Origin of the sequence: Pseudoalteromonas sp. OF7H-1, from assembly GCF_022347825.1 — a bacterium.
GTDB lineage: Bacteria > Pseudomonadota > Gammaproteobacteria > Enterobacterales > Alteromonadaceae > Pseudoalteromonas > Pseudoalteromonas maricaloris.
Genome location: NZ_JAKRFX010000010.1, coordinates 71499 through 97742, shown reverse-complemented (window position 1 = coordinate 97742; position 26244 = coordinate 71499). Strand labels below are relative to the sequence as shown.

14 protein-coding genes and 1 pseudogene are annotated in these 26244 nt (G+C 41.3%); 6 read left to right on the top strand and 9 right to left on the bottom strand.

The window, feature by feature from the left end; translation table 11 throughout:
- Positions 1-58: 58 nt before the first annotated feature.
- Positions 59-209 (bottom strand): annotated as a pseudogene (locus tag MHN30_RS13905) (DUF2256 domain-containing protein).
- A gap of 515 nt (positions 210-724) precedes the next feature.
- On the bottom strand, positions 725-2992 hold the full coding sequence (locus tag MHN30_RS13900; RefSeq protein ID WP_130165308.1) for an aminotransferase class V-fold PLP-dependent enzyme: 2268 nt from the start codon (positions 2990-2992) through the stop codon (positions 725-727).
- A gap of 252 nt (positions 2993-3244) precedes the next feature.
- On the opposite strand from MHN30_RS13900, the gene MHN30_RS13895 reads away from it, so the two are divergent.
- Entirely contained in the window at positions 3245-4150 is a 906-nt protein-coding gene (locus MHN30_RS13895; protein ID WP_239360048.1) for a sulfite exporter TauE/SafE family protein, read from the top strand.
- Between the two features lie 267 nt (positions 4151-4417).
- The gene (locus tag MHN30_RS13890) at positions 4418-6853 is read left to right on the top strand and encodes a TonB-dependent receptor (RefSeq protein ID WP_239360046.1); all 2436 of its coding nucleotides are present in this window, start codon (positions 4418-4420) and stop codon (positions 6851-6853) included.
- 104 nt (positions 6854-6957) lie between these two features.
- Here the strand turns inward: MHN30_RS13890 and MHN30_RS13885 are convergent, their stop codons facing one another.
- The 4 genes from MHN30_RS13885 to MHN30_RS13870 all read right to left on the bottom strand — a co-directional run bounded on the left by MHN30_RS13885 (position 6958) and on the right by MHN30_RS13870 (position 15132).
- Entirely contained in the window at positions 6958-7833 is an 876-nt protein-coding gene (locus MHN30_RS13885) for an AraC family transcriptional regulator (protein WP_239360045.1), read from the bottom strand.
- Between the two features lie 121 nt (positions 7834-7954).
- A complete protein-coding gene (locus tag MHN30_RS13880) occupies positions 7955-9157 on the bottom strand; it encodes a response regulator (protein WP_017218171.1) in 1203 nt (400 codons plus the stop codon).
- A 46-nt stretch (positions 9158-9203) separates the two neighbouring features.
- Positions 9204-10409 (bottom strand): EAL domain-containing response regulator, encoded by a 1206-nt coding sequence (locus MHN30_RS13875; protein WP_045990588.1) that lies wholly within the window; start codon positions 10407-10409, stop codon positions 9204-9206.
- A 28-nt stretch (positions 10410-10437) separates the two neighbouring features.
- Complete coding sequence (locus tag MHN30_RS13870) at positions 10438-15132, bottom strand: ATP-binding protein (RefSeq protein WP_239360034.1); 4695 nt, start codon at positions 15130-15132, stop codon at positions 10438-10440.
- Between the two features lie 70 nt (positions 15133-15202).
- Here MHN30_RS13870 and MHN30_RS13865 point away from each other — a divergent pair, with 70 nt between their 5' ends.
- The 3 genes from MHN30_RS13865 to MHN30_RS13855 all read left to right on the top strand — a co-directional run bounded on the left by MHN30_RS13865 (position 15203) and on the right by MHN30_RS13855 (position 19985).
- Complete coding sequence (locus MHN30_RS13865; protein ID WP_010607503.1) at positions 15203-15688, top strand: GAF domain-containing protein; 486 nt, start codon at positions 15203-15205, stop codon at positions 15686-15688.
- A gap of 504 nt (positions 15689-16192) precedes the next feature.
- Positions 16193-17083, top strand: coding sequence for a cation diffusion facilitator family transporter (locus MHN30_RS13860; protein ID WP_039491675.1), 891 nt, complete (start codon positions 16193-16195; stop codon positions 17081-17083).
- A 118-nt stretch (positions 17084-17201) separates the two neighbouring features.
- Positions 17202-19985: an ATP-binding protein gene (locus MHN30_RS13855; protein WP_239360032.1), complete on the top strand. Its 2784-nt coding sequence runs from the start codon at positions 17202-17204 to the stop codon at positions 19983-19985.
- Between the two features lie 43 nt (positions 19986-20028).
- On the opposite strand, the gene MHN30_RS13850 is transcribed toward MHN30_RS13855, so the two are convergent.
- Positions 20029-24516, bottom strand: coding sequence for an EAL domain-containing protein (locus MHN30_RS13850; RefSeq protein WP_239360031.1), 4488 nt, complete (start codon positions 24514-24516; stop codon positions 20029-20031).
- Between the two features lie 481 nt (positions 24517-24997).
- Between MHN30_RS13850 and MHN30_RS13845 the strand changes: the two genes are divergently transcribed.
- On the top strand, positions 24998-25192 hold the full coding sequence (locus MHN30_RS13845; protein WP_239360030.1) for a (2Fe-2S)-binding protein: 195 nt from the start codon (positions 24998-25000) through the stop codon (positions 25190-25192).
- Positions 25193-25224: 32 nt separating this feature from the next.
- Here MHN30_RS13845 and bfr (MHN30_RS13840) read toward each other — a convergent pair whose 3' ends face one another.
- A complete protein-coding gene (bfr, locus tag MHN30_RS13840; protein ID WP_010375235.1) occupies positions 25225-25689 on the bottom strand; it encodes a bacterioferritin in 465 nt (154 codons plus the stop codon).
- 15 nt (positions 25690-25704) lie between these two features.
- Complete coding sequence (gene bfr / locus MHN30_RS13835; protein ID WP_010607507.1) at positions 25705-26172, bottom strand: bacterioferritin; 468 nt, start codon at positions 26170-26172, stop codon at positions 25705-25707.
- Between the last annotated feature and the right edge of the window lie 72 nt (positions 26173-26244).

Sequence of the window (26244 nt, the reverse complement as noted above, 5' to 3'; positions counted from 1 at the left end):
AGTGATTATCAATATTATTGTTCTGTAATTTGCAAATATTACAAAGCGTTGTTCTAGACTACGTATTGTTATACCCTATACTCGAGCGGCGCTCAGCAGCACAGCGCTTTGAACTTTTCCCAATCTCTTTGCCATTTTTTCCGCCAATAAAAGGGACGTTCGCAAATAGGGCATACTTTATACGGTAGGTTTACTTTCTTATGAGCCATTTAGGGTTGATACCAATTAGTCCTAATACTTGCTCAATTTGACGGAGCCAATCTGACGCTAACTGCGTAAAAAATTTCTCATTTAGAACAACTAAATAACCTGAGCTGCGGATAATTAATGTCTTTCTAGCAGCCAGTTTTAGCGCTAACTGCGTTGAATTCACTTCCAATAGCCAGCTATTGGTGCGTAAATTCGCCTTGCCTACAGGATGTAGGTACCTTAGCGAGAGCAGGACGCGGAAGCGGTGTTTTCCCTAAAACTCTCTGGCTAGACAAGGAAAAAACTAAGTTGTGCTTTAGCAACAATGAGTTGGAACATTCCTTATCCAAACCTCAGGTTAAATAGCAAAATTTTCGTCTGGTTATCGACAAGATTTTCTCGCCTCAGAATAGATCACTTAATTAAGCGAATTGGTATTAGTCATTTTTAGTATTCATACGGTAGTGTTAAAAAGTGAGATCAAAAAAGCCCCATAGCAAGTGCTGTAGGGGCTTTAGAAAGGAAATAGGGCAGGTTATGCTGATGGAATGAGTGCATACCCTCCTTTTAAATGTCCGATATTATGAAAGCCGAGTCGTGCTAGTGCTTGTGCGGCAACTTGTGAACGGCTGCCGCTGCGGCACACCAACACCAACTCTTTCGACTTGTCTTGACTATGTTTGCAAATAAAGTCAGTAAGGCGGGTGAGGGGCACATTTTGATCAAATGCTCTGTCGTGGTTTAGGGCATATTCATGCGGTTCACGTATATCAATTAACAGCACACCTTCGTTGTTAGCGATGTGAGCATTGAGCTCTTTTGTAGTGTACTCGTGCAATTCAAATTGGTTTTTATTGCAAATCGCTGCGCCACACATGATCTCACTGCCAGCCTCATCAACAATGTTTTTGTCTATTTGTGCCTTTTTCTCGACAAATACATCAACTGCAACGTCATGTTGAAGCACACTGTTTAATAGCAAATTGCGATTACACTCTGCCGCTAGGGTAGTTGCAAACTCATTGTTGTAGTCGTGGCTTGGACATAACAAAGTATCGGTTTCGATAAGTTGAGCAAGTAGCTGAATACTGTGCAGCATCGCTTGTGATGAGCTGGTGGAGAAGTTGGTTCTACCTAGTGCTCCCATCAGGATTAGGTCACCACAAAAAACGTATCTAATGGTGTACTCACTTTGCTGTTGCTCCAATAGCATAAAGGTGACGCTATCTTCCGTATGTCCTGGGGTGGCTAGTTTTGCAAGACGGAAATGACCAATAGCTAGCGCTTCAAGTGACTGGCCTTTAAATTCAATTTGTGTAGCTTGAGTAGGCCAGCCTAAATGGTTACATGCTTGCTTTGGTAAATTCAGTGCGGTTCGACTCGATTCGTGATCAGCGTGCCCATGAGTATCAAGTGCGGCGAGCAGTGTCAGCTGCTGGCATTCCAGTATCGTATTAAGACGTTCTACCAGCTCAGGAAGTGGATCGATAATAATCGCCGTTTTTGACTGCTTATCTGCAAACAGCCAACAGCATGCACCACCCACTTTAAATTGTACTAGGCCGTCAAGTGCTTCTTTATTGTTAACGCCATTCGCCGCTTGCATGAGACAGCTGTGACCGAGTGCCTGAGCACAATGGAGAATGCGCTCACACGCCGCGTCTATTTCAGTTTGGGTTGTGGCAGGGCCAAAAGACAGTCGAATAGCCGATTCGCTTTGCCATACAGGGAGTCCCATGGCATCTAGCACAAAACTGCGCGTTACCTTTGAACTGCACGCTGAACCCGAGCTGACACGGATGTTTGCTGCGTCGAACAAATCCATGATTTCTTTTGAGCTAAATCCCGGAATTGCAAAGTTTAGTGTAGTTGGAACGCTATTACTGAATTGATTATTAAATACAATTGTCGGGAACGCATCTTTAAGTGTTTGCGCCAGCTGATTGCGAAAATCGTGTAGCTTATCTACGCTTGCAAATTGGCTGTCATTTTCTTTTAGCAGTTCGTCAAAAATCACATTCAGTGCGGCAAGGCCTGGTAAGTTTTCTGTTCCTGAGCGTAAACCGCTCTCTTGACCGCCTCCTGCAATAAATGGCGTAAACGGCGCGGTTTCTCGAATATAAACAAAACCGATGCCTTTTGGTGCATATAGCTTATGGCCGCTAAAAGGTGCATAGTCAATTGTTGTTCTTGCTAGGTTTAAGCTGCGTTTTCCTAGGGCTTGTACACAGTCAACCATCCAAAAAATATCTGAATTATGCTTTCTTATTACTTCTTCTAATTTGTTCAGGTCTTGATATACACCGGTTTCATTATTAACAGCCATAGTGCAAATCATTAGCGCATTAGGCACTTCACTGGCGATAAACGCTAAATCCAGATTACCTGCACCATCAACCGGGATGGCTTTGACATCGGCATTAATTTCTAAAATTTGATTCCAATGTTTGAGTGATTCAGGCACTGCTTTGTGTTCAGTAGCCCCGTAAAGTAGCGTATATTTTTTGTTTGGCTGTATCTTCTTTTTTGCTTCACAAAGGGCTGATAGTATGCCGGTCTGGATGCCCTCGGTTGCGCCGCTGGTGAAGATCACTCGACCATGACCAGAACCTAAAACAGCACGTGCTTTTTGGCGAGTGTGCTCCATCAGTTGCTTCGCTTGAAGGCCTGTAATATGGCTGCTGCTGGGGTTGCCAAACATGGTTTTCATGGTAACCAATGCTGCGTCTGCTGCTTGCTCTAATACAGGGGTTGTTGCATTAGCATCTAGATATATTTGAGGTAACACCGTTTCTACTGTCATGACTGAGCCTTTAGGTATAAGCAAATTACCGATATAACAAAAAGTAATAAGTAATTATTTATAGTTATAATAAGGGAGATAGGCGTACGTTTCAACTATTGAGGATGTGTTTCTTGCAGACTAGATAGAGTGATGTTTAATGTAAAATTAATTTGAAAAAAATGTGCTCATCATGTTTAATTGCGTTCGCTCAAAGGCAATGCGAGCAAGGTAACTGTAATGGTAAGGAAAGGCTCTTAGAGTAATGGATGAATGATGTTGCAACGAATAACAAAACCGACAATGTGGCCGTTATTTTTTACACTGGGTGTGTACGCTACGTTGATCTGGGTACAAGGCTTTTATCAGGCACTTGGCCAAATTATCAGTGAATCCCATATTGCGCTTACCATGGCGTTGGGATCGTTTGTGGCTGGTGGAACGGCATTAGGTGGTGGCGCCGTTGCGTTTCCTGTGATGACTAAATTATTAGACATAGACCCCGCTACTGCCAAGGTATTTTCTCTCGCGATACAAAGCTTTGGTATGACGGCCGCGACCATTACTATTTTCTGTCGCCGTATTCCAGTATATAAAAACGTTATTTTAATGGCGTTGCCAATGGCTGCGCTTGGTGTAACGCTCAGCCTATTGTATATCGCGCCTCTGGCACCAAGGCTTCTCGTTAAGTCTATTTTTAGTTTTTTGTTGCTCTGCTTTGCACTAACACTGATTTTGAGATGGTGGCGTAAGGCACATCACCAACCAAGCAGTGAGTTTATCCAGCCTAAAATGCTACGCTTTATGGCCGTAGCGTTAATCGGAGGTATCGCGAGTGGATTAGTAGGGTCGGGTGCAGATATTGCACTCTTTGCCTTGTTGGTGATCGCTTATAATGCAGATGTGAAAAAGGCGACTGCAACCTCTGTCGTGGTGATGACGTTTACCTCATTGATCGGAAGTAGCATCAATGCGTGGCACCTCAATACGATCACCAGTGAAATAAACGGCTATTTGCTAGCGGCAATACCGATTGTAGTCGTTGGTGCTCCGTTAGGGGCTTATGTTTGTTCAAAAGTAAAAGTAGGGCATCTGGTCAGTTTTCTTTTAGTCTTGATTGGGCTTGAAGTGAGCTTCACCTGTTATGAGTTATATCCGACGCTGCTAGGATTGTTTTAATCTAATGCGGTTTACAAAATTGGGTAAGCCGCGAAGCGAGGAAATAACGAAGTTAGATTACTCTCGCTAAATAAAAATATCCATCCGTTACACTTTATTATCATCTTTGCGTGTATTGCAAAAAACATTACAAATTTAAAATGTAAATGATAGTTGTTATCATTACTATTGTTTTGCTAAACTTCGCCCCCTCTCTGATAAATTATTTTCTGAAATAGGTATTTGGCTTATTTCACCACTATCCAATTGCGTAGTTTGGAGTTAAAAATGCAATACTCTCGCTCTTCTGTTCTTTCCGCCTCATGTGTTGCGGTTAAGTTGGCTTTACTAGGTGCAAGCATAACGGCTTTTGCTTCTGATGACATAGAAAAAATCAGTGTCTATGGCAAGCACAATAAAATTATTTTGCAATCTGGAACTGCAACTAAGTCTAATATGGATCTTATGCAGACCCCCGCCGCCGTTGTTGTTGTTGACAAAGAGTTATTAGATTCGCAAAGCGCAGCGACTTTACAAGAAGCACTACGCAACGTAAGTGGTTTGTCTCAGGCCGGTAATAACTACGGCATTGGTGATTCACTAATGGTTCGTGGCCTAGGCGTAAACTATACTTATGATGGTATGTATGGTGGTGCTGACTTAGGGAACAGCTTTAACCCAACACGCTCCTTAACCAACATCGAAAGTATTGAAGTGTTAAAAGGTCCTGCTACAGGCCTTTATGGTATTGGTGCAGCTGGTGGTGTAGTTAACTTAGTCGAGAAAAAGCCACAATTTGAACAAGCGCTTGCAATTAACGGTAAAGTGGGGGCATGGAATACTTATGGCTTGGGTGTTGATTTTACAGATTCAATTACCGACAAGCTTGCTTACCGTGTTGTGGCAAACCATGAGCGTAGCGACGGCTATCGAGATCTAGAATCAAATAGAGACGAAATTTATGCAAGCTTACGTTTCGACCCAAGCAGCGAGCACTCATTTTTACTTTCAACGGCTTATATTGATGATTCACAACAAGTAGATTCAATCGGCGATCCGGTACGGATTATTAACTGGGATAGCATCGACGCAGAGCCCGGGTTGGTTACTGCTGACCTTTTACCTAACGACTCTAACTATATAGTAAAAGATGAAAAGTGGCTTGGTCAGCAGCTTACAGATGAGCAGCGTGCTCAATTGGCGGCTTCCATTTTAGCGTCAGACGGTCTAAAACCGTTTGATTTGGGTGATGGCAACCTAATTTCACCACTTTCACGCCCAAATGAGGGCGAAGAGTTTCGTATTAAATTACGTCATGACTGGTATCTAAATCGCAACTCAAAGCTGACTCAACAGCTGTTATGGCGTAGTTACGATTCCGATTTTGTACGCCAAACGGGTGCCTACAATTATGTTTATTGGGAGCGTAGAACAAAGTACAAGGGTGAGTTCTATGATGTGATAAATGGTATACCAAGAGCGCCTTTGGTTGTTAACGGTGAGTTATACCCGTATGCGGCTCGCCGTCAAGAGTATCGCCGTCAAGTTGCCAGCGAAAAAACGTGGCAGTACTTTGCTGATTTACAGTTAACTTGGGATATGGGTTCTTTGAGCGGTGAGCACTTAGTTAGCGTTAACTATGAAAATCGTGATATGCGCTTAAAAAGTTGGTCTGCATATGATGCCGATGGTAAAGGCTCAATTCCATATATCTTAGATATTCGCGAGCCAAATTGGCCAACGGGTGCTTTCGAGGATTATGACCCATCGTTGCGCACTAATTATGACAAAACGCTTACAGCTTATGGCATTAGTGCACAAGAAGTGCTCTATATCACTGATGCACTAACTGCTCGTGCTGGCCTTGCATATACTAGCGTTGAACAAAAGTATCAGCATTTGGGAAGTGAAGTACTCGCCGAAGTAGGTAAAGAGTTGGATACTGACGATGCAGGTATGACTTACAATATTGGGATAAACTATCAAGTGACTTCTCAGCTTTCTACATTTGTGAATGTAGCTAAGGGTCGTACCGCGTATAGTGTACTGGGTAGCCTAGAAAATGAAGCTGATTCTACTCGTAAAAATCGACCTGATTCTGAGTCTGAAACACTAGATATAGGTATGCGTTTTACTGCCTTTGATGAAGATTTACTGGGGTCATTAGTGTGGTTCGAAACAAAACGTACAAACCTCATGTATAAAAATCCTGAGTACAACGAGAATCCTGGTGCGGACTACAATGTTAGCGTCCCGCGTTATTTCTTTGATGATGAAGACGAGTCAAAAGGTGTAGAGCTTGATCTTAATGTCGCGTTGAATGACCAAATTAGTATCAATGTAAATGCGACTTATCAAGATGCAATTGAGATCCGTTCAGACAAGCGCTCAGGGCAAAAGAAAGGGATACCGAAAAAGTTTGCCAGCACTTGGGTGAAGTATACCCAACCAGCAAATTGGTTTGGTGGCGTATTAGAATACAGTCTTGGTATTAACTATGAGAGTGAACGAACAATTAACTCTGTTTCTTTCGGTCTGCCTACTGCAACCATTGATGGTTATACCCGCTGGGATGCGGCAATTAAGTTCGATGCTGAGCAGTTCGACATTCAGCTAAACCTTGAAAACTTAACTGATGAGCGTTATTACAGTAAAGCATTGTTCCTAGGTGGCATGCCTGGTAATGAACGTAATGCAAAGTTGAGCTTTAACTATAGGTTCTAATCGGTGCGAAAAGTAAAGGAGGGAAGTCCCTCCTTTTTCTTTCTATGCAGTCGATGCTTAGTCACGTTTAGATTAGTTAACCCCTGAACAGGATAAAAAATCAGTTATTTAATGTAACAAGTAATACGAGTGAGAAGCTCGTGTGGCGGCGTATCCCTAACATCATTTAAGTATTCTTCGATAACAGGCACATCGGCAGGTTCAAACTCACTGTTAGGTAACCATTGTCCAAACAGATACTCGTAAGGTGTTTCAAGAGAAGCATAGTCACCTTGGTAAAGTAGGCTAGCTGTTTTGCCCGGTGGAAGAGCGAATTCACAAAGCCCCTCTGGGAGAGATGCCGTCGTCTTTGGCACTAAAATTGTTGCCATTGATTTTAGTTTGCATTCCTCGACGGTTTTTGGGTCGTCAAAGTACACACCAAAGAAGCGCGTATCTACACCTAATAAACCTTGTTGCTGCGCTAGTACGTTTAACTTCTCAAATGCCTGACCGATTTGCATGTAATCGCCGTGGTGCTCAAGCCCGATTAACATCATCTGCTCATTATGGCCTATTTCTACATTAAACATTTTCGAATCCTCATCTACCTTAGTGATATAAAACTCGGCCGCACAGCCTTTTGCCTTGGCCTGTTCATGTTGGCGAAATAGGCTAGGTGGTTGCTTATATCGTTGAGAAAATGCGCGGCTAAACGCTTCAATACTTGCGTAGCCTGTCTGCTCAGCCACCTTTGCAATGGAGTCTTGTGTGCGAATTAACATACCTGCAGCAACATGTAGTCGCATTCTTCTCACGGTTGCATTGATGGTTTCCCCTGCGATTGAGCGATAAACACGGTGAAAGTGATAAGTCGACATATGGCATTGATCAGCAAGCGTGATCACATCAAGTTCGCGATTAATATTGTTATAGATGTAATCAATAACAGTATTTAAGCGAGTAGTGTAATGGCTCAGGGTCGTTGCTTTTCTAGTCATCGTTCACTTCGTTGTTGGTTTATGCGGCCAATTACAACTCCGAAACTTACGTCAGAGCTGATATGGCTTATCATGGCAGAATTCGATTTGATAATGTTTGCTGATTTGTACTTTACGCAACTTATTGGTTTTCCGTAAGTGCTTTTTCCACAGCTTTTAAAATAGATGATTTGGTAGACGGTTTGGTGATGTACCCAGTGAGCCCCAAAGACGCCCACTTTCTGATTATATCTTTGTTTTTATTGCTAGTTAGCGCAATGATAGGAAGTTTTTTACAATGTGGAATATTGCGAATGTTTTTGGTTGTATTGTAGCCATCAAGCTCTGGCATAAATAAATCCATAAATACCATGGTGAATTTATGCTTTCTCAATGTTTTTATAGCGCCTAACCCACTGGTTTCACAGTCTACTTTATACCCCTCATCACGTAGGATCTTGGCTATCATTTCTCGATAAATTTCGTTGTCTTCCACCACCATTATTTTTACTTCTTCCTGCTTGGTTTCAAGCGCTTTTGGCTCGCTGACATCAACCTCACCGGTATCACCTACTGGCAATACATTTTGCGCTAATTGCGCGCACTTAGAGTTGTCTTTTTCGCTCAGCAATGCAGTAAGCTCAGCGATAGAGAATTGTTTGTCTTTTAATCGCTTCGTTAATTCATGAACACTCTCAGCAAGCTGATGTTCTAATTCATCCAACAGTGGTGATAAATGTTTTTGTTTTAATTCATTTAGCAAGTCATCTTGAACTTTATTAATCCCTTTCTCATTGTCGAGATTACGTCTTACTGTTTGTAGCGTCTCATCCGCTTTTTGGTGGTACAAGGCTGCATCATCAATCAATTGCTTTAGCTTGTCATCTATGCGACCAAAATGTTCCTCTCTGATTTTGGCAACTTCCGATGTACCTTCTGTGCGGACCAAGGCATTATGTAGGATCATACGAAATCGGTAGTTCTCATACATAGGTTTGTAGACAAAGTAATCGGTAAAAATACCTTTCATACAACACCGAAAGGCCACGCCTGATTCTTTATTTTCACATAGTAAAATATTCTCATGAGCATAGTTAAGTAAGCCGTGCTTAGCGAGCAAGCTATAGATTTCGACACTTTTCGCGACCGTTTTTCGAGCAATAACGATGACATCAGGTGGAGACTCAGTTAGCACTTCTGCTACTTCTTTATGACTAGTGAGAGTACGGTATTCATTGACTTGAGAAGCGACAATATCGACAACGCCAGTCATTTCTGCAGGATCGTCGCAAATAATAATCACTTTTGGATGTCGTTGTGCGTGTTCAACGTCTTTTTTATGCATAGATTCCCTCTGACTATGAGAGTACAACAAAGCCCATTAGTTTTAATTATTTACTAGAATGAGACTTTTGCAATGCGGATTCTGAGACAGTTTGCAAAAACTCCGATGGCGTACAAGGTGGGTAGTAATAGTAGCCTTGAACCGATTCTACTTCGTAGCTCTGTACAACGACGAGGTCCTCAACCTCTTCGACACCCTCAGCGACGACTTCTAGTCCAAGTTGGTGAGCCATCTCACAGGTGCTCGCGATAATGACGCGTTTGTTGGGTTGCGTTGAACAGCCATCAACGAAGCATCTATCGATTTTGAGTTCATCAAACGGCAACTCGTTAAGTTGCTTAATAGAAGAATATCCAGTACCAAAGTCGTCAATAGACAACTTAAAGCCTTTAAGTTTTAAACGCAGCAACACATCAAGCGCGCGCTTGATGTTTTCCAACAAGTGGCTTTCAGTTAGCTCTAAAGTGATTTGAGAGGTGGGTGTGCAATACTCTTCGCAAATGGACTCGAGTTTTTCTGGGAGTTTTATGTCTTCAAGCTCTTTTACGCTCAAATTAATACTGAATTGAAGCGCTTTAAGAATATCTCGATTATAGCTAAGCAAGGACAAAGTCTGTTTTAACAAACTATATGAAAGCAAATGAATAAGATTATGCTCTTCCATTGTCGCGATAAACTGTGAAGGTGGCACAGTGCCATCGGTATTATGATGCCACCTTGCAAGTACTTCAGCGCCAATAATTGCACCGGATGGACTGGCGACTTTTGGTTGGAAATAAGCACAAAACTCTTCTCGCAATAGCCCCTCATAGATCTCATCTTTACTATAGTTTTGTAGTGCGTGTTGGGACTTAGTGGATGTATTTTGAGACTGGAGCTGACTGTAAAGCTCTTTTAGTTTGGTTGCAGAGAGTGGCTTTTCTAAACTAGATATAATGGTGAGGCCGTGAAGCTCAGCCAGTGCAGCCGTATTTTTGATAAATAGACCTTTTTCACCACTAAGTAATGCGATAGGTGCTTGGATGCTTAGTTCGGCAAATTTTCGCAATATCTCTACACCATCCATTTGCGGCATGTTGATATCAAGCAAAATAAGGGAAGCTTGATGGAGCTCTTGACTTTCTAATGCAGACAGGCCGCTGTTAAACCCTTTAAAAGTGCATGGTGTCTGGTTAGAAATCAACAATTGCAATTGCGTAAGAATAAGCTCGCTATCATCAATCGCAATAATAAGGTGCTTTTCATTTATCATACATACTAGGCCTGAGTTTTAGCACGTGTTACGTTAGATCTTCCACATTAAGTATAGAAGCGATTTCAGCTTGTGCATTATCAAAAAGCATCAAACATTGATTCAATAAATTTTCAATTTTTATCTGCTTACCTTCACTTGCTGCATGCTCAAGTTCTGCCATTTTTTCAGAGAGTTGTGTCGCGCCGACTGCTTTTGCCGAGGTTTTTCCTTGATGTGCAATATTCTTGACACTTTCAGGATGTTCTAGGTCTACCCCTTGTAACAGTTTTTTTGTGTCGTCAACAAAGCTTCTTAAGAAAATACTCTGTAACTCTTTATCTGTACCTACATATTCACTGAGTATCACCAAGTCGATATGTCTGGTTGGCGCATCTAGTTCCTCAATCAGTGAGGGAGCATTCTCCGCTTCTTGGCTGTTTGTTGGAATGTTGCTTGAAAACCATTTTTTTAGCTTTTTGTTTAATTTTTGCAAGACAATGGGCTTTGCAATGTAATCGTCCATCCCGGCGTTAAAACAAACATCTTTCTCACCGTCTAACGCATTAGCCGTTGCTGCAATGATAGGAATGTGCTCTAGATTGCGTTCACGTTCATCCTCGCGACGCTGTTTCGTGAATTCATAGCCATCCATCACCGGCATATGGCAATCCGAAATAATAAGCGAAAAGTGATACTGCTCGAGTAGCTGCAAGGCAACTTTACCATTGTCGGCGATAATGCATTGATAGCCTAGCAGTGCCAGCTGTCTTTTGAATAAATCCTGATTATAAACATTGTCCTCAACGACTAAGATAAGCTTGTTAAGTGCTTGGGCATCACTAATGGTAGGCAGTGTCTTAGATTTAGTATCGCTGTCGTCATTTGTTGATTCACTGTCGATTAGCCCTTCTAAGGTGGCGATGTGTGAAACGACTTTATAAGCGTAATAAGGATATAGCGCGAGGTTTGAGACGTTGATATTATTTGCATGCGGAAGCTTATCCTGATTATTGTCTAGCAAAATATACTTGCACTCGCTTTCCGCGATGAAAACTTCTTTTCCTTCTGTAGTGAGTTGTTGGAAGGCTTCTGCAGTGATAACGAGATAATCAAATTGTTGACTATCAATTAGTTGCGCATTAAACAGTTCTCGAGGGAATATTTCACATTGGGCTTCATAGATGCGTAGTTGATTTTGCAGATCTTTTTCAAATTTGTCCTCGTCGCCCACTACGGCAATTTTTAGTCTGTCTAAGGTTAAGCTAATAGCGCTGGTTTGTTTTGGCACTTCACAGTATGGCAGAGTAACAATAAAGTTGCTGCCAAAACCCTCTAGGCTTCTACAGTCAATCTCCCCCTCCATCATGGCAACAAGTTTGTGGGTAATGGAAAGGCCCAGTCCGGTACCGCCATATTGGCGTTGAATACTGCTATCTGCTTGAACAAATGGCTTAAAAAGGTTTTCTACTTGTTCTTCGGACATACCTTTACCATTGTCTTTCACGCTAATTTCCATATAACAATCATCGGGAGAACGCCCAATAGTCACTTCTACAAAGCCGGAGGCTGTGGCGGTAGTTTTGGTGAATTTCAACGCGTTACCGATTAGATTTAATAAAATTTGGCGTAGTCTGACCGGATCTCCTAATTGCCAATTCGGTAACTGTGGCGAAAGATAAAAGGCAAGCTTGAGCTTTTTAGAGTCCGCTTGATATGCAAGGAGCTCCGCGAGTTCTTTAATAATTTCTTGCCAGCTAAATGGTGTTGATTCAAGTTGCATTTTTCCAGCTTCGATTTTTGAAAAGTCTAATATGTCGTTAATTATTCGAAGTAGCACCAATGCTGAACTTTTTGCGACTTTGGTGAGGTGAGATTGCTCATGATCAAGGTTAGATTGGGCAAGAATATCCAGCATGCCTACCACGCCGTTCATCGGCGTTCTTATCTCGTGGCTCATTGTTGCTAGGAAACGAGACTTTGCTTCACTTGCTTGCTCTGCTTTTATGCGAGCTTGCTCAAGCTCTGCAGAAAAGTTGATACTTTTAGTGATATCATTCTGGTAGATGAGAGTGTATTTCCCTGAATCTGTGGTGATGTTTTTCACTAACACGTTGAACCAGTGCAGGATATCTTCACTGACATACTGGCACGTCGTTAGTGCTTGATATTGTTCTTTGTCTTTTGCCTCTTCTAACATGGACAGTAATTCGCTATTGTCTGTCATTGGAAGCTGGGTAATAAATGCTATAACGTCAGAGCCTTTGTTGAGTGAGCTTCCCATGAATTGGTATTCGTTGTGATCAGTTCTTTTGATGTGTTCGTTAAACTGATTCAACATAGCTATATGCTGGTCTTCATCGATTAGCAGGATAAATGCTGGAAATGAATCAATGGCTTCTTGAAGCAGTTTTTCTGTCGACTTTTGGACTTTGAGTAAATGCTGCGCTGACATTCTTTCCACATCAGCTTCATGCATTTTTTCTAGGGCCTCTTTTCTCGCGGCGACGAGTTCCTTTTGTATTCTCTTTTGGCGATTGCTTTCATTAACTTGATTCGTTACATCTTTTACAACCCCGACAACAAACTGCGAATTTTCACTTGAGTAGTATTTTAAATTGAGAATGACATTTAGATATCTAGTTGAAGACTCGTCTCTTATTGTCAATTGAAGTTCACTAGATTGATCGTGAGTTAAGGAACGTAAGTTTGATTGCAACTTCTTCCTATTGTCACTATCGAGCAATTTTATAATTGGTTTTAAATTATGGTACTCAAGTTCGGGAGTTAAGTTAAACAGCGTCCTAAAGCCTTCAGAAGTATGTGCTAGTTGTTGTCCAACAGCCACCTCAAAACTGCCGATGGCGGCAAGCTTTTCAGATGAATTCAATAAAGTTTGGCGCTTTTGGATAGCGTCTTTTGCAGCTTGCTTGTCTAATTTTGCTTTTTGTTGGGCGCGATAGCTAATTGCTAAACCAAATAAGCAAAATGCAACTAATGACAACACCTGCCAGATAAACTTAATTTCTATAGTGTAGAAGAGATCTTGATTAAACGCTTCACGTGAATAGGCGTAGGTACCCACTTGAAGCTCCTGATCCCAGATTTTCGCACTTAGAAAGTCGGTTTGGCCAAGATTATTAGTAAGCAGTAATTGGCTTAATGGAGTATGTGTGCCGCTAATTTTAATCGCTTCGACTTCCTGCTTAGTGTAGTAACCCGATGCATTTTCTAGGCGAGTATCAAGGCTGAGTTCTAGGCTGCCAAGTAACACATCTAGTTGAGCTTCGTACCAATACAGTGTGTCCGTCAGCCCCTTATCGGATAGCCCAAGACCCGTCATAATCAATATACGGTGACCATCATTACCTTTTATGATTTGTGTAACTACCCCTCCTCGGTGCAGACTTTCTTGATATTGAGAATAAAACGACGCGATCTGGCTTTTGTCTACATACGGAGTGTTATTAAGATTATTCACGGCTAGCGTTTGCAACTGAGATGGTTTAGCGAGATCAGCATTGGTGCTAATACTGGCATATCTAAGGCTTTCTATATGTGGCTTATACCATAGCGTTTTAAGGTGGTTGATACGCTCCAATGAGTGGTTGTTTAGCTGCCTAAGAGTTTGCACTTCAGAGAGATATAATAGCTGCTTTTGACTTGCAAAATGTTCCACAAATAGCACGGCGAGTACTGACGAAAATATTACAATGAGCTGTGCAGTTTGTGTTCTAAGCGGTGCCGTTTTATATATTTTTAATTCGGTAAACGCTTTAATCAATAGGCAAATTAAAATGATATAAAGCAGTGCAATAGTTAAAGAGATAATGAGTGAGGTTTGAGCTCGCTCTTGTGACTTTTGCATAGATGCAGCAGCTGAGTCCTTCATATATTTAAGTAAATTCAAGCTACCACTAGCGAGCAGGTTCAAATAGGCAGTACTGTTATCCCACCACACATAGTGTGGTAAGTTGGCTTCAGCTCCACGGCTAAAGCGGTTTAGGGCTGAGGTGACATAGTCATACTCTCTAGACGCCGTAGCAGCATTGTATAGCTGTAGGGTATTTTGATTATCTTTGAGGCTGTCCATCAGTGTGACATGAGTGGCGTAGTATTGTAGCGCGCTTCTCATTGCACTTAATCTAGTGGCCTCTTCATCTGCCGTTAGGTATCGGCTGATCTTAGCTCTGAGCCTGCCTCCTAACTCTATCGCTCTGATAAGTGAGTGAATATTCTGATACTGTGTTTTGTCCTCATTGCTACCAAAATTATGGATGAAGGACTGCTCAGTTTGTATGGTTCGGACTGTATCGATTAAGTGATTTATCAAAATTGTGTAGCGAAGAAATAGTTGCTCGTGGTTGATATTTGCTTGTCTATTGAGCTTTCTCAGTGTTTGTATATCGTCTTTTATGGTCAATTGAAACTGATCGAAGTTATTAATGCTCGTGAGTTTTTCAGCTGTGAGTCTTGTTATTTTTTCGTCTGTTTCCTGATAATATGCCAGTAGCCGCGCGTCGTGTTCTTCCTCGGACTTAAATCCCGTGGACATGCCGCGTTCACGTTGCAGACTAAAGATCACTTCAATCGCTTTATCTAGGGCGGAAAGGTTGTTGTAGTATAAAGTCAGACTCTGGTGAACCACACGATTTTTATTAAACTCGTTAATTTCGAGGTAAAAACCACTTAAGCAGACTAGGGAAAAAAGGGTTAGGGAGATTATTTTAAAATACTTGCTCACATTTGCCACCTGCGTTATCTCACAAAACAAACTATAGTAGAAATATAAACACTGTCTAATTAAGTAGATTATGAAAATCCCTGAGTTACCAAAAAACGAACCCGCTAGGTTACATGCGCTTAGGGAGCTTGCGATACTCGATACAAAACCAACACTTGAATTGGACCGAATTACTCAATTTACTGCCCATGTTTTTGATGCTCCAATTGCATTGGTGAGTCTTGTTGACAAGGATAGGCAATGGTTTAAATCCCGCTTTGGATTAGATGCTGAGCAAACGTCTCGTGACGTTTCATTTTGCGGTCATGCAATATTAGAAGACACGGTATTCGTAGTTTCCGATACGCTCGAAGATCCTCGCTTTATGGACAACCCTTTGGTGTTAAATGCCCCTAATATTCGATTTTATGCTGGTGCGCCGATCATATTGTCCAGCGGTTTTCGCGTTGGGACTGTGTGTGTTATCGACATTGAGCCCCGAGAGTTGAGTGAAGCTGACTGTGAAATACTAAGGCAAATCGCAAACGACGTTGTGACTCAACTGGAGAAAATCTAATTGTACTTTTCCGCAAGTAAAAGCGATAAACGCTAAAATTCCATCAAGTCGGCCGTTACAGCCGCAAATGTTAGTGCATTTAACTCGTGGAAACGTTACAATTGAGACTGTATATCATTGCCATTTAGGGCAATGTTTAAACGATAACTAACCTGAGGTTTGGATAAGGAACGAGGTAACTCATTGTTTCTAAAGTAACATTAAATTACTTCTTTATCTAGCCGGAGAGTTTTGGTGATAACTTGGCGAATTTGCGCACCAATAGCGGGCTATTGGAAGTGAATTCAACGCAGTTAGCGCTAAAACTGGCTGCTAGAAATGCATTAATTATCCTAAGCTCAGGTTAACTACGTATATTTCTAGATTTATTTCTGTATTTTTGAATCACAGCTTTTTCCTACACGGTATAAAAAGATAAGGTGAGGTGCATTTAGTCAAGTGGCTCCATCTTATGCTGTGGTTGTACGTAGCATCTTATATTAAATTAGGTACACGACTCATTTCATGACAGATATCACTACTCACCAAGCTTCTCGCCGAAGACTACTGATTGCGCTAGCAATCACTTGCTCTTTTATGATCATTCAAGTTATTGGTGCTTATTACGCTAATTCTCTCGCAGTATTGGCTGATGCTGGACACTTGTTTGTTCACAATAGTTCTTTGTTTATCGCATTGATAGCGTCAAGTGTGGCTGTTTATCTTGCTAAAACATATAACGATGGTTACAAGCGAGCTGAATATACTGGCGGGCTTATTAATGGCATCCTCTACCTTTCAATTGCGGTAATTATTTTACTCGAAGGGAGTGAGCGGTTGTCTCATCATGCGGGCGGTCACGATCTAGAGGTGAACAGCTATTTAATGTCTATGATTGCTGCAATTGGGTTTTTATTTCACGGCGCTTCCGCTTGGGTGTTGTACAAAGGCCGTAAAGACAGTATTAACGTCTATGCTGTTTTCTTGCACTCATTTTTTGATTTACTGTCCACCATATCGACATTTATCGCAGGTGTGATCATACACCTCACAGGCTGGGAGGTGGTTGATATTCTCTCGAGCATGCTGATTTCCGTCTTTGTATTATTTACAGGTATTAAGGTGATAATTGCTTGTCTTAAAGGGCTTGCTACACCTCCAGAAGTTTTGCCGACGGTTCAAGAAGTTGAGAAAACGATTGTGTCTACCGAGCATGTTGAAAGCGCCCATAATATTACGGTTAGCAAAATTGATGGGGCGGTTGTCGTTGGTGCACATGTGGTATTAAAGCATCACTGTACTATCGAATCTCATGATTCAGCGTGTCGTGTAGAAGTGGAAGAAGCGTTGAAAAAGTCCTTTAATGTACTGAGTAGTGTGCTACAAATAGAGAGCCATGATTGCCCTCATCATTAGGGTAAACATATCCTAATGTGTGATATATTTTTTAGTTATTTGTTACACTACCTTGGCAGGTTTTAAAATATTTTTTATTGTTATACATAGGCAGTATCACAAACCGGTGGTGTAACATTTGAATCAAAAGCAAGCGCTCATCATAACTTTAGTCTTAGGTGTATTAGGCGGGCTGGCCAATCTGTTGCCAATTTGGTTTTTGGATAGCTCTGAGTTTCTTTTTGGCCAGCTGTTTGTACTATTTATCCTGCTACTATGCGGATGGCGCTATGCCATTATTGCTGTGATTATTGGTGCCGGCTTTATTTGGTATCGATGGGAGCATGCTTGGCCCTCTGTGGTTTTTTTCTTCGAAGTGTTGTGGCTTCACTTTGTTTGTGTCCGTTTCGCCAAGCCATTTTTTGTTCGGGGTATCGTTTATTGGATTTTGTTGGGTTTGCCTGCATTATTTATTTTCGGCTATTTTGCCCTCGAATTACCGTTACTCGTTATATTCACTGCACTGGCTAAGTACCTAATCAATGCAGGGATTTGTCTCGCTGTGGTCGACTTGCTGAGCTTTTTCTTTACTCGCAGCAAGTGGCAAGGGATGCCGCTCAATCAAATTCTTAATTCTACCGTCAACCTTGTTATCGTTTTGGTTGTATTGATGACAACCGTTGTATTGACAAACAATTACTACAAAAGAATTGAAGCTGAGATAAAAACACAGCTTGAAGAAGCCTCTGGTTCTATTGTCGCTCAAATTGATGACTATCTTGATGCATATCGTCGCGCGATGGTGATATCCGCAGCGGATGTATCCTTAGGAATTGATGCTGACTATGTTATCGAGCGTTTGCTAAAAACTCATGCAAATTTTAGAACCGCGATTGTCGCGGACAAAGATGCTAATGTAACTCACCTTTATCCACAGCATTTTGCTGATACGATGAAGGGAACAAATGCCAATGTATCTGATAGAGATTATTTTATTAATGCGCCTGAATACCCAGAAGGATTTGTGTCGGGCATATTTCAAGGACGTGGTTTTGATGAAGCACCTATTGTCGCAATTTCAGCACCAATTTTTGTCGCCGAAGCGTTTAAGGGAATAGTGGAAGGGTCTTTAATATTTGGATCATTTGAACGCTTTATTCCAAAAATTCTAGCTGAAGATGCTAATTTGATTGTGTTAGATAAACACAAAAGGGTCGTTTATAGCTCGTTAAAGACCGAATTTAAAACTCTAGATATGCCAAGTGATGTGGTGTTGCAAGCCTTATTTGATACAGAGTCCGCAACTTTTGAAGATTCTACCGAGCAAATCTTATTTAAACAGGCTGCGGTATCTAAACAATATGAATGGTCAGTTATCACTATGCTCGACCGTAAATATCTTAACTTAGTTGCTGCTGAAGCTTGGTCAGATGCATTGGGACTTGCGCTTGCGATTATTGTATTGAGCTCTATTTTTGTCCGTCAGCTCACGCGATTGTTGGTGCGTCCAATTGTGGCGCTCAGTCATGATATTCGTGCTTACGAACCTTCAACTTTAATCGAAAATTCGGCTAATGCAGACAGCAGCTTTCTAGAAATAATTGAGTTGCAGCAACAGTTCAATCAGTTGGCGTTTAAGCTAACACTGAGTTTTACAAAACAAAACCAAGCAAGCTTGGAAAACGAAAGACTTAACCGCAAGCTTACCGACTTCAATCGAGAGTTAGAGCAGCAAGTCGCTGAGAAAACGGAAGAGCTAACTAAAGCCGTTGAAGCCGCTAATGCCGCCAACCATTCCAAGAGCCGATTCCTCGCCAATATGAGCCATGAAATTAGAACGCCGTTAAATGGAATTATCGGTATGTCGGATAGCTTGATCAGAGAGCAAAGCCTTAGCAATGAGATGGCAGACCAAATAACAATTATACGGCAATCGGCAAAGAATCTAATGCTTATCCTCAATGATATTTTGGATTATTCTAAAATCGAGGCGGGGGCTTTAAAAATAGAACGTCGAGTTGTGAACTTGCAAGAAATGCTCGACAGTTTGGTCAGCATTTTTAAAATTTCCAATGTCAGATATGGCGTTGAGTTTAAGTACGAAAAGGGTAGTGAACTACCTACATACCTTGAGTTAGATGAACTACGTGTATCACAAGTGGTAAATAATTTACTCAGCAATGCTGGAAAGTTTACCAACAAAGGCCAGATCACATTCTCCGTCCATTATGATAGTGGGATATTAAAGTTTACCGTTGCTGACACTGGGATCGGCATTTCAAAAGCGCAGCAGGAAACGTTATTTCATGAGTTTACTCAAGCAGATCTTTCAACCACAAGAAAGTTTGGTGGTACTGGACTTGGCTTAGCCATTTCTAAAAAACTAGTTGAAGCGATGCATGGTGAGATAAGGATTCACAGTGAGCTTGGGCTTGGTAGTCAATTCTATGTAGATATTCCGGCCTCAAAAGGGCAGGGGGTCAAGAGAGAGCAACAAGAAGTTGGGGCACCTGATTTCAACGGCCTTGATATTCTATTGGTAGAGGACAATAAAATTAACCAAGTGGTTGTTGGTAAGTTGCTCGAGAAAACCCATTGCTTGTTAGACAAAGTGGACGACGGAGTCGAAGCCTTAGTAGCGATGAAGGCGAAGAACTATGCCTTGGTTTTAATGGATTGCCAAATGCCGAATTTGGATGGTTTTGCTTGTACCAAAGCAATCAGAAACGAGCCAAATATTTATGGCAATCCACATATTATTGCGATAACAGCCAACGCCTACGAGGAAGATAAACAAAAATGTATCCAGGCGGGCATGGATGATTTTATTGCAAAACCCATTGATATTAATGAACTCTATCAAAAACTTAGTGAATGGCAGCGCTCAGAACTGCCTGATAGTGAAACGCTAGATAAGGGCTAACGCTTGTTAGCCCGCAGTCACTATTAAAGTATTGAGCCCGAGGTCAAGCTCTTGAGCGTTCATGCTGTTCGTAAAATGCCAGTAAATCGTCAATCGCCATAGGCTTTGCGAAGTGATAGCCTTGCATATATTCACAGCCTACGTCTCTTAGGTAATTAAGCTGAGATTCGGTCTCTACACCTTCTGCAATACACTTCATGTTTAAGCTTTGTGCCAGTAAATAAATGGTTCTAATGATAGATTTATTCGCGGGTTTTGCGCTCATGTTACGTACAAACCCTTGATCAATTTTTATAATATCAAGAGGAAACTCATTCAGATACGTAAGTGACGAAAAGCCGGTGCCGAAGTCGTCGAGTAGCAATACAAAGTCAGCCCGTTTCATTTCGTTGATAGTTGCCCGAGCCTTAACCATATCGGACATAAAGATTGACTCGGTGATTTCAAGTCTCAAACACCGATTAGTGAGACCATGCGCTTTTAAAATCTCAGTGAATTGATGCGCAATGTCTGAGCGTAAAATATGAACTGCGCTTAAATTAAGAGATAAATAAAAGTCGGGTTCTTGTGTAAATAATGGACGTAATTCTATTAAGGCTCTAATAAGCGCTTGCTCAGTCAAGGTTTCAATTAAACCGCTTTCTTCTGCTATTGGAATAAAATCGCATGGAGGAATTAGCATGTCATTATTGCGCCAGCGCATAAGTAACTCGACGCCGGCAAGCTGACCTGTAGTGGTATTGATGATAGGCTGATAGTGATTGAAAAACTCACCGTCTTTAACCGCCGTTTTCATTGCGGTTTCTAACCGAAGCTTTTTACTGATCTCTTCATTCATTGACTCAGTAAAGAACTTGAATGCATTTCTTCCCGACTGCTTTGCATGGATCATGGCAATATCCGCGTTACGGATCAAAGATTCTGAATCCGGTGCATCGAATGGGTAAACCGCAACGCCAATACTGGCAGATACACTCATGGTGATCCCGTCAATTTCGATACGTTCGGGTATGTGCTTCACTAAGCGGGTAACTACTTCACTCACATATTCGATGCTAGGGAAGGACTTAATTAGCACGAGAAACTCATCGCCGCTCTGTCTTGCTAAGATACAATTATTGTTAATTTGCTCCTTGATCCGTTTGGTTATCGCGACCAGTAGTTTATCGCCGATGTGATGTCCATAGGCATCATTGATTGGTTTAAATTTATCTAAATCAATAAAGAGTAGGGCGCAGCTTTGCTGTGTATTGTTTGCGTTAAACAGTGCAAATTCAATATGCTGTAGCATCAAGCTGCGATTTGGTAGCTCAGTCAAAGCGTCGAAATTGGCGAGATATCTAAGTTCATTCTCGGCTTTTTTCTGCTCTGTCAGATCGGTAACAACGACCACGAAGTATTGGAGGTTCACATTGTCCTTGGAAACCGCGCTGATACTAAGTTGAACCGGGTGCACTTTATCCCAGCCGTCTGTAACTTGAACTTCCTGTCTAAGATATTGATTCGGTCCAAGAGATTTTAAATTTGCAATTAAACCGTGGAACTTCTTTTGCCCGATAGCATTAACAAAACGCTCAGTCGTTAAGTCGTTTAACGCTTCGTTTTCCTGCAGTTGAAACGCTCTACAGAAGCTACTATTGACTGAAATAGGTTGTAAATTAGGGTCTAAAATCAAAATCCAATCGTTCACTTGGCTGAAGGCCTCGCCCAGCATATTTGCTCGCATCTGGTTCGCTTTTTGCGTGGTTACATTGGTATAAATGCCGTGCAGTTCAGTGGCTTTACCTTGTGAGTCAAATTCTGCGACTTGGCCAAAGTCGTGAAACCAATGCCAATTATTGTCTGCGCAGCGCAGTCGATAAGATAGAGAGAGCTGCTCTTTAGTTGGGTTAGAAATAAATTTCTTCCAAGCACGTTCGACGAGTTCTCTATCATCCGGGTGTATGGCGTTATAGTGCTCTTGCAGCGTCATCGTATCGCCCTCAAAGCCAAGCGCTTCGGCCCGCTGTTGTGTGATCTGGCGTGCAGCGAGATCCGCCGACCAAACACCGCTTTTGGTTGATTTCAACGCCAGTTTTGTTTGTTTTCCTGCGTGCGTAACGGCTCTAAGTGCCGTTTCAAGCTGACGTTGTTTTTGTTTGTGCTTAATAACGATGAGCAATATCAGCGCGAATGCACTCAGACTGTATAAGCTTAATGCAAAAGGCGAGCGCCAAGGAGAATACGCAACATTAAAACGTAAGTTTAGCGCTTTACTCACATCGTCACTGGCCAATGAACGAGGAGCAATTTTTAAATGATAGTCTCCCGGGAATAGCTGATTAAGAAACACTTTATTGCGTTTTAAGCTTGAAAACGTCAGTGCGCTTGGACCATTCAAAAATGCTTGGTATTGAATATGATGATTTGAGTTGAAATCAAAGTCAGAAAATTGCAGCTCTATGCCCATATCATCAAACTTAAAATCAAGTGCTTGTAAAATTATCTCAGGTGCTAAGTAGATCTGATTTCTACTTAAGATTTCCATTTGTGTGATAACCAGCGAGTGGTTTATTTGTGAAATATTCGAGAATTGTTCTGGCTCTAAACTTACAGAGCCGTTGACCGTACCGAACATCAGCTTGCCAGATGCAAGTGTTGCGGCAGCGCCTCCATTAAACTCAAGTGTCGGCAAGCCTTGCTCCGTACCGAAGGTTTCCAATATTTTATTTATCGGGTCAAATTTAAACAGACCGCGTTGAGTGCTGGCCCACACTGTTCCATCTCTATCTAAAAGGAGGTTATAGATAGCATTACTCATCAAACCTTGTTCAGTCGTTAGCTCGTACTCTTTGGCGTAAGTATCTTTATTGATCCCGATAAGACCTTCGGTTGAAGTTGCCAACCATAGCGTGCCAGCTCTGTCTACTACCCAGCTATTAACGGCCGAGACCAAGTGTTTATCTGATTTGTCGTAAATCGTTGTCAGTGTATCAGTAGATTCTATATATTTAATCAGTCCGGTATCTGTACTTATCCAATATTCGCCTTTCGGATCCCCTAACGGCGGAAGGAACAAAAAACTTTGTGCCGCAGCTAATTGTTTCGTTAATCCCTCTAACGCCCTTACTTGACCGGTAACCGCATTATATTCATAAAATCCATTGCTATTGATAAATGGAAACTTACTTTCTGAGTACTTAGCTATTCCCCAACTATATGGTTCGAGCTTTCCACCGCTTTTAAGTGTAATAGGCGTTAACTGTTCGGTTTTACTATTAAACAACGCGGTCTCTTGGGTCGTTTGAATTAAAAAAGTATTTTTGTCAAAATGCGACGATTCAAAAATAGCGTATACGGCATTGGCTCCGTACAGCGCCTTCGCATCCCTATTTTGCAAATAACTAGCTTTCAATTGGTGGTTGCCTAAGTCAAACTCGTTAATACCGTTATCTGTGCCAAGGAGCACCGTATTATTGTTGGTAGGATGAATCGACCAGATATTGTTATTGGCAAATCTGTCTTGAGTACTGATGAATGTGGTAAAACGTAGCGAGCTGGAAGGCCATAAATATGCGCCATCATTATATGTACCCATCCATAGGTTGTTGTTTCTATCTGCGTAAAGCTTAGTAATACTGGGATTTGTTAGGCGGTATTGTCCTTCCGTCAGGGAGAGTACTTTTGAGCTACTCTTTTCTCTTCTATCGATGAGGTATAATCCATGTTCAGTAGCAATAAACTCGCCAAAGGGAGTAATTTCGTGTCCCCAGATATTCTTATCAGGAACAAGAGTATAGCTCTTTGAAGCGATAAGTGTTTGGTTACTCACAGGAATAACAAATAGGCCTTCCACTGTACCTACGAGTAGCCCCAGCGAAGGATCACGTTTTAGTAATTTTACATCGTGGCTTAGCTCTGTCCCTGATTTTATATAGCTTATCTGCTCTACGTTTCCTGTGGCAAGGGAGTAACTGAACAAGCCTTCAGTCGTCCCAACTATTACAAAATTACCAATAACAGTGATGGCTCTTATGTGGTAATTGGGTTTGAAGTGGGTGAGTAACTCAGATTTTAATGTATTCCGGTTAAGCGTATAAAGGTTGCTTTCGATAGAGAAAATTATGTTTTCTCTATGGCTGATGGCGTTACTAATTGGTTTGGAAATAACGCTAGTATCTTGGCGCTTACCATCATAAATTTGCTTGCTTGTGTAGTCGTCAACGTTGAATAAGAATGCTCCACCAATGCCAGTCGAAATGAGTAGCTCGTCATTCGAGATATTGAACAACCCTAATATTTCATGCTCATCAAGACCCTGAGAAGCTGCAATACTAATGAGTTGATTACCGTCATAGCGGTTTAACCCTTGCAGCGTTCCTATCCAAATAAAGCCATGTTTATCCTGTGTTATGGCGGTGATTGCAGACTGGCTTAACCCTTCCTCCACAGAGAAACGAGAAGTATATTGGCCGAAGTTATGGGCGTGGCTAGGCGCGACTATGCAACACAAAGAAAATAATATAAAAAAACACAATAGCGCTTGCTTCATTAAAAGACCTTTCTCTATCCAATCTTATTTAGTCCTTTAACAACATGTTACCAAATCAAACTAAGCTGATCCGCGCTAATAAAACTGTTAGCAGTACCGCGAAGTCTAGCGGAAATACTAGATTGAAATCAACTTAAACCTTGGTTTTTATGTAATATATTTAACAATTTATACATGTTTAAGGTTTGTTATTTGTAGCAATTAAAACAATCTACTAGGGTCAAAGAGCACCCACACTCTTATGTGTAAAGTAACGCTTATTAAGTTAACTTAAGCGTAGCAGTTTTATTGGATTTTTCTTAATTTTATAGAAATAACCATTGGCTAGAGAAAGGGCGTTCCACGGAGCGTAAATCACTAAGTCTTTGTCACAGCTTACAAAGAAAAATAATTCGCATTTATAGCCAAGGCATGTGTTGATAATTGTTATCGTTTAGATTAAACTTGTTTCAGTTAATGAGTTTGAGATTGGTTTTCATTTATGTACGTATGCATTTGTCATGGTGTTACAGATAAAAAGATTGCAGAGACGATAGACAATGGTGCTCGTTCAATGCGTGATCTTAGCCAGATATTATCTGTTGGTAAGCAGTGCGGAAAGTGCTGTAACTGTGCGAAGAAAATTTTAAATGAAAAGCTGATTGCTATTGTTGATGTCACTGATCAGGTTGCGTAACAATACATTATCACGCAACCTCAATGAAATACTTATAGTTGAGACTGTAAGTAGTTTTCTATTCCCATCACCTTAATTAGGTGCTGCTGAGTTTCAAGCCAGTCAATTTGCTCTTCTTGCTCATTTTGAATTTTGTCTAGCGCTTCGCGGCTAATGTAATCTTGCTTTTCTTCACACAATTTAATTGCTGCTTGCAGGTCTACCAAAGACGCTTGCTCAAATGCCATGTTACAATCAATCATCTCTGCACTGTTTTCACCAATCTTTAAACGACCTAAATCTTGTAAGTTAGGAAGGCCCTCTAAGAACAAAATTCGTTCGATAAGGCGGTCAGCGTTTTTCATTTTTTGGATTGAAACTTTATAATCCGCTTTATCTAACTGGCTAAAACCGAAGTCTTTAAACATACGTGCGTGCAAAAAGTACTGATTGATACCCACCAATTCATTGGCCAATACTTTATTAAGCGCTACGATTACTTCTCTATCACCTTTCATTTGTTGAGTCCTTAATTAAAGCTGAGATTGGATATAATTAGGAGCACCGATAAGATCAATCAGGCGAATTTGCTGCTCTAGCCAGTAAACATGATCTTCTTCTGTGTCAAACAACAGCTTTTCAAGTGTTTCTCGAGATTGGTAATCTTGCTCTTCTTCACAGATTTTGATTGCTTCTTTAACGCATTCGACGACTTCAAGCTCTAGTTTTAAGTCGTTTTCCATCATAGACTTAACATCTTGACCGATGAGTAGATCACGACGTTTTGTCATGTTAGGTACTCCTTCCAAGAAAAGAATACGTTTGATCAGCCAATCTGCGTGCGTGGTTTCTTCTTCACGTTCATGCTCAAGGCGTTGGTATAGTTTGCTCAAACCCCAATCTTCGTACATACGTGAATGGATGAAATATTGATCGATAGCTGCAAGCTCATTGGCTAATAGCTTATTGAATGCGTCGATGACTTTTTGTTTACCTTGCATGCTGTTACCTCAAACTGTGAATATGCGGCTAGTCTAACGGATTTATGTGATGTGTCAATGAAAAATCTTTAT

Excerpts from the sequence above, each read along its gene's own strand:
- MHN30_RS13900 (WP_130165308.1), bottom strand. The coding sequence starts at position 2,992 with ATGACAGTAGAAACGGTGTTACCTCAAATATATCTAGATGCTAATGCA.
- MHN30_RS13895 (WP_239360048.1), top strand. The coding sequence starts at position 3,245 with ATGATGTTGCAACGAATAACAAAACCGACAATGTGGCCGTTATTTTTT.
- MHN30_RS13890 (WP_239360046.1), top strand. The coding sequence starts at position 4,418 with ATGCAATACTCTCGCTCTTCTGTTCTTTCCGCCTCATGTGTTGCGGTT.
- MHN30_RS13885 (WP_239360045.1), bottom strand. The coding sequence starts at position 7,833 with ATGACTAGAAAAGCAACGACCCTGAGCCATTACACTACTCGCTTAAAT.
- MHN30_RS13880 (WP_017218171.1), bottom strand. The coding sequence starts at position 9,157 with ATGCATAAAAAAGACGTTGAACACGCACAACGACATCCAAAAGTGATT.
- MHN30_RS13875 (WP_045990588.1), bottom strand. The coding sequence starts at position 10,409 with ATGATAAATGAAAAGCACCTTATTATTGCGATTGATGATAGCGAGCTT.
- MHN30_RS13865 (WP_010607503.1), top strand. The coding sequence starts at position 15,203 with ATGAAAATCCCTGAGTTACCAAAAAACGAACCCGCTAGGTTACATGCG.
- MHN30_RS13860 (WP_039491675.1), top strand. The coding sequence starts at position 16,193 with ATGACAGATATCACTACTCACCAAGCTTCTCGCCGAAGACTACTGATT.
- MHN30_RS13850 (WP_239360031.1), bottom strand. The coding sequence starts at position 24,516 with ATGAAGCAAGCGCTATTGTGTTTTTTTATATTATTTTCTTTGTGTTGC.
- MHN30_RS13845 (WP_239360030.1), top strand. The coding sequence starts at position 24,998 with ATGTACGTATGCATTTGTCATGGTGTTACAGATAAAAAGATTGCAGAG.
- bfr (WP_010375235.1), bottom strand. The coding sequence starts at position 25,689 with ATGAAAGGTGATAGAGAAGTAATCGTAGCGCTTAATAAAGTATTGGCC.
- bfr (WP_010607507.1), bottom strand. The coding sequence starts at position 26,172 with ATGCAAGGTAAACAAAAAGTCATCGACGCATTCAATAAGCTATTAGCC.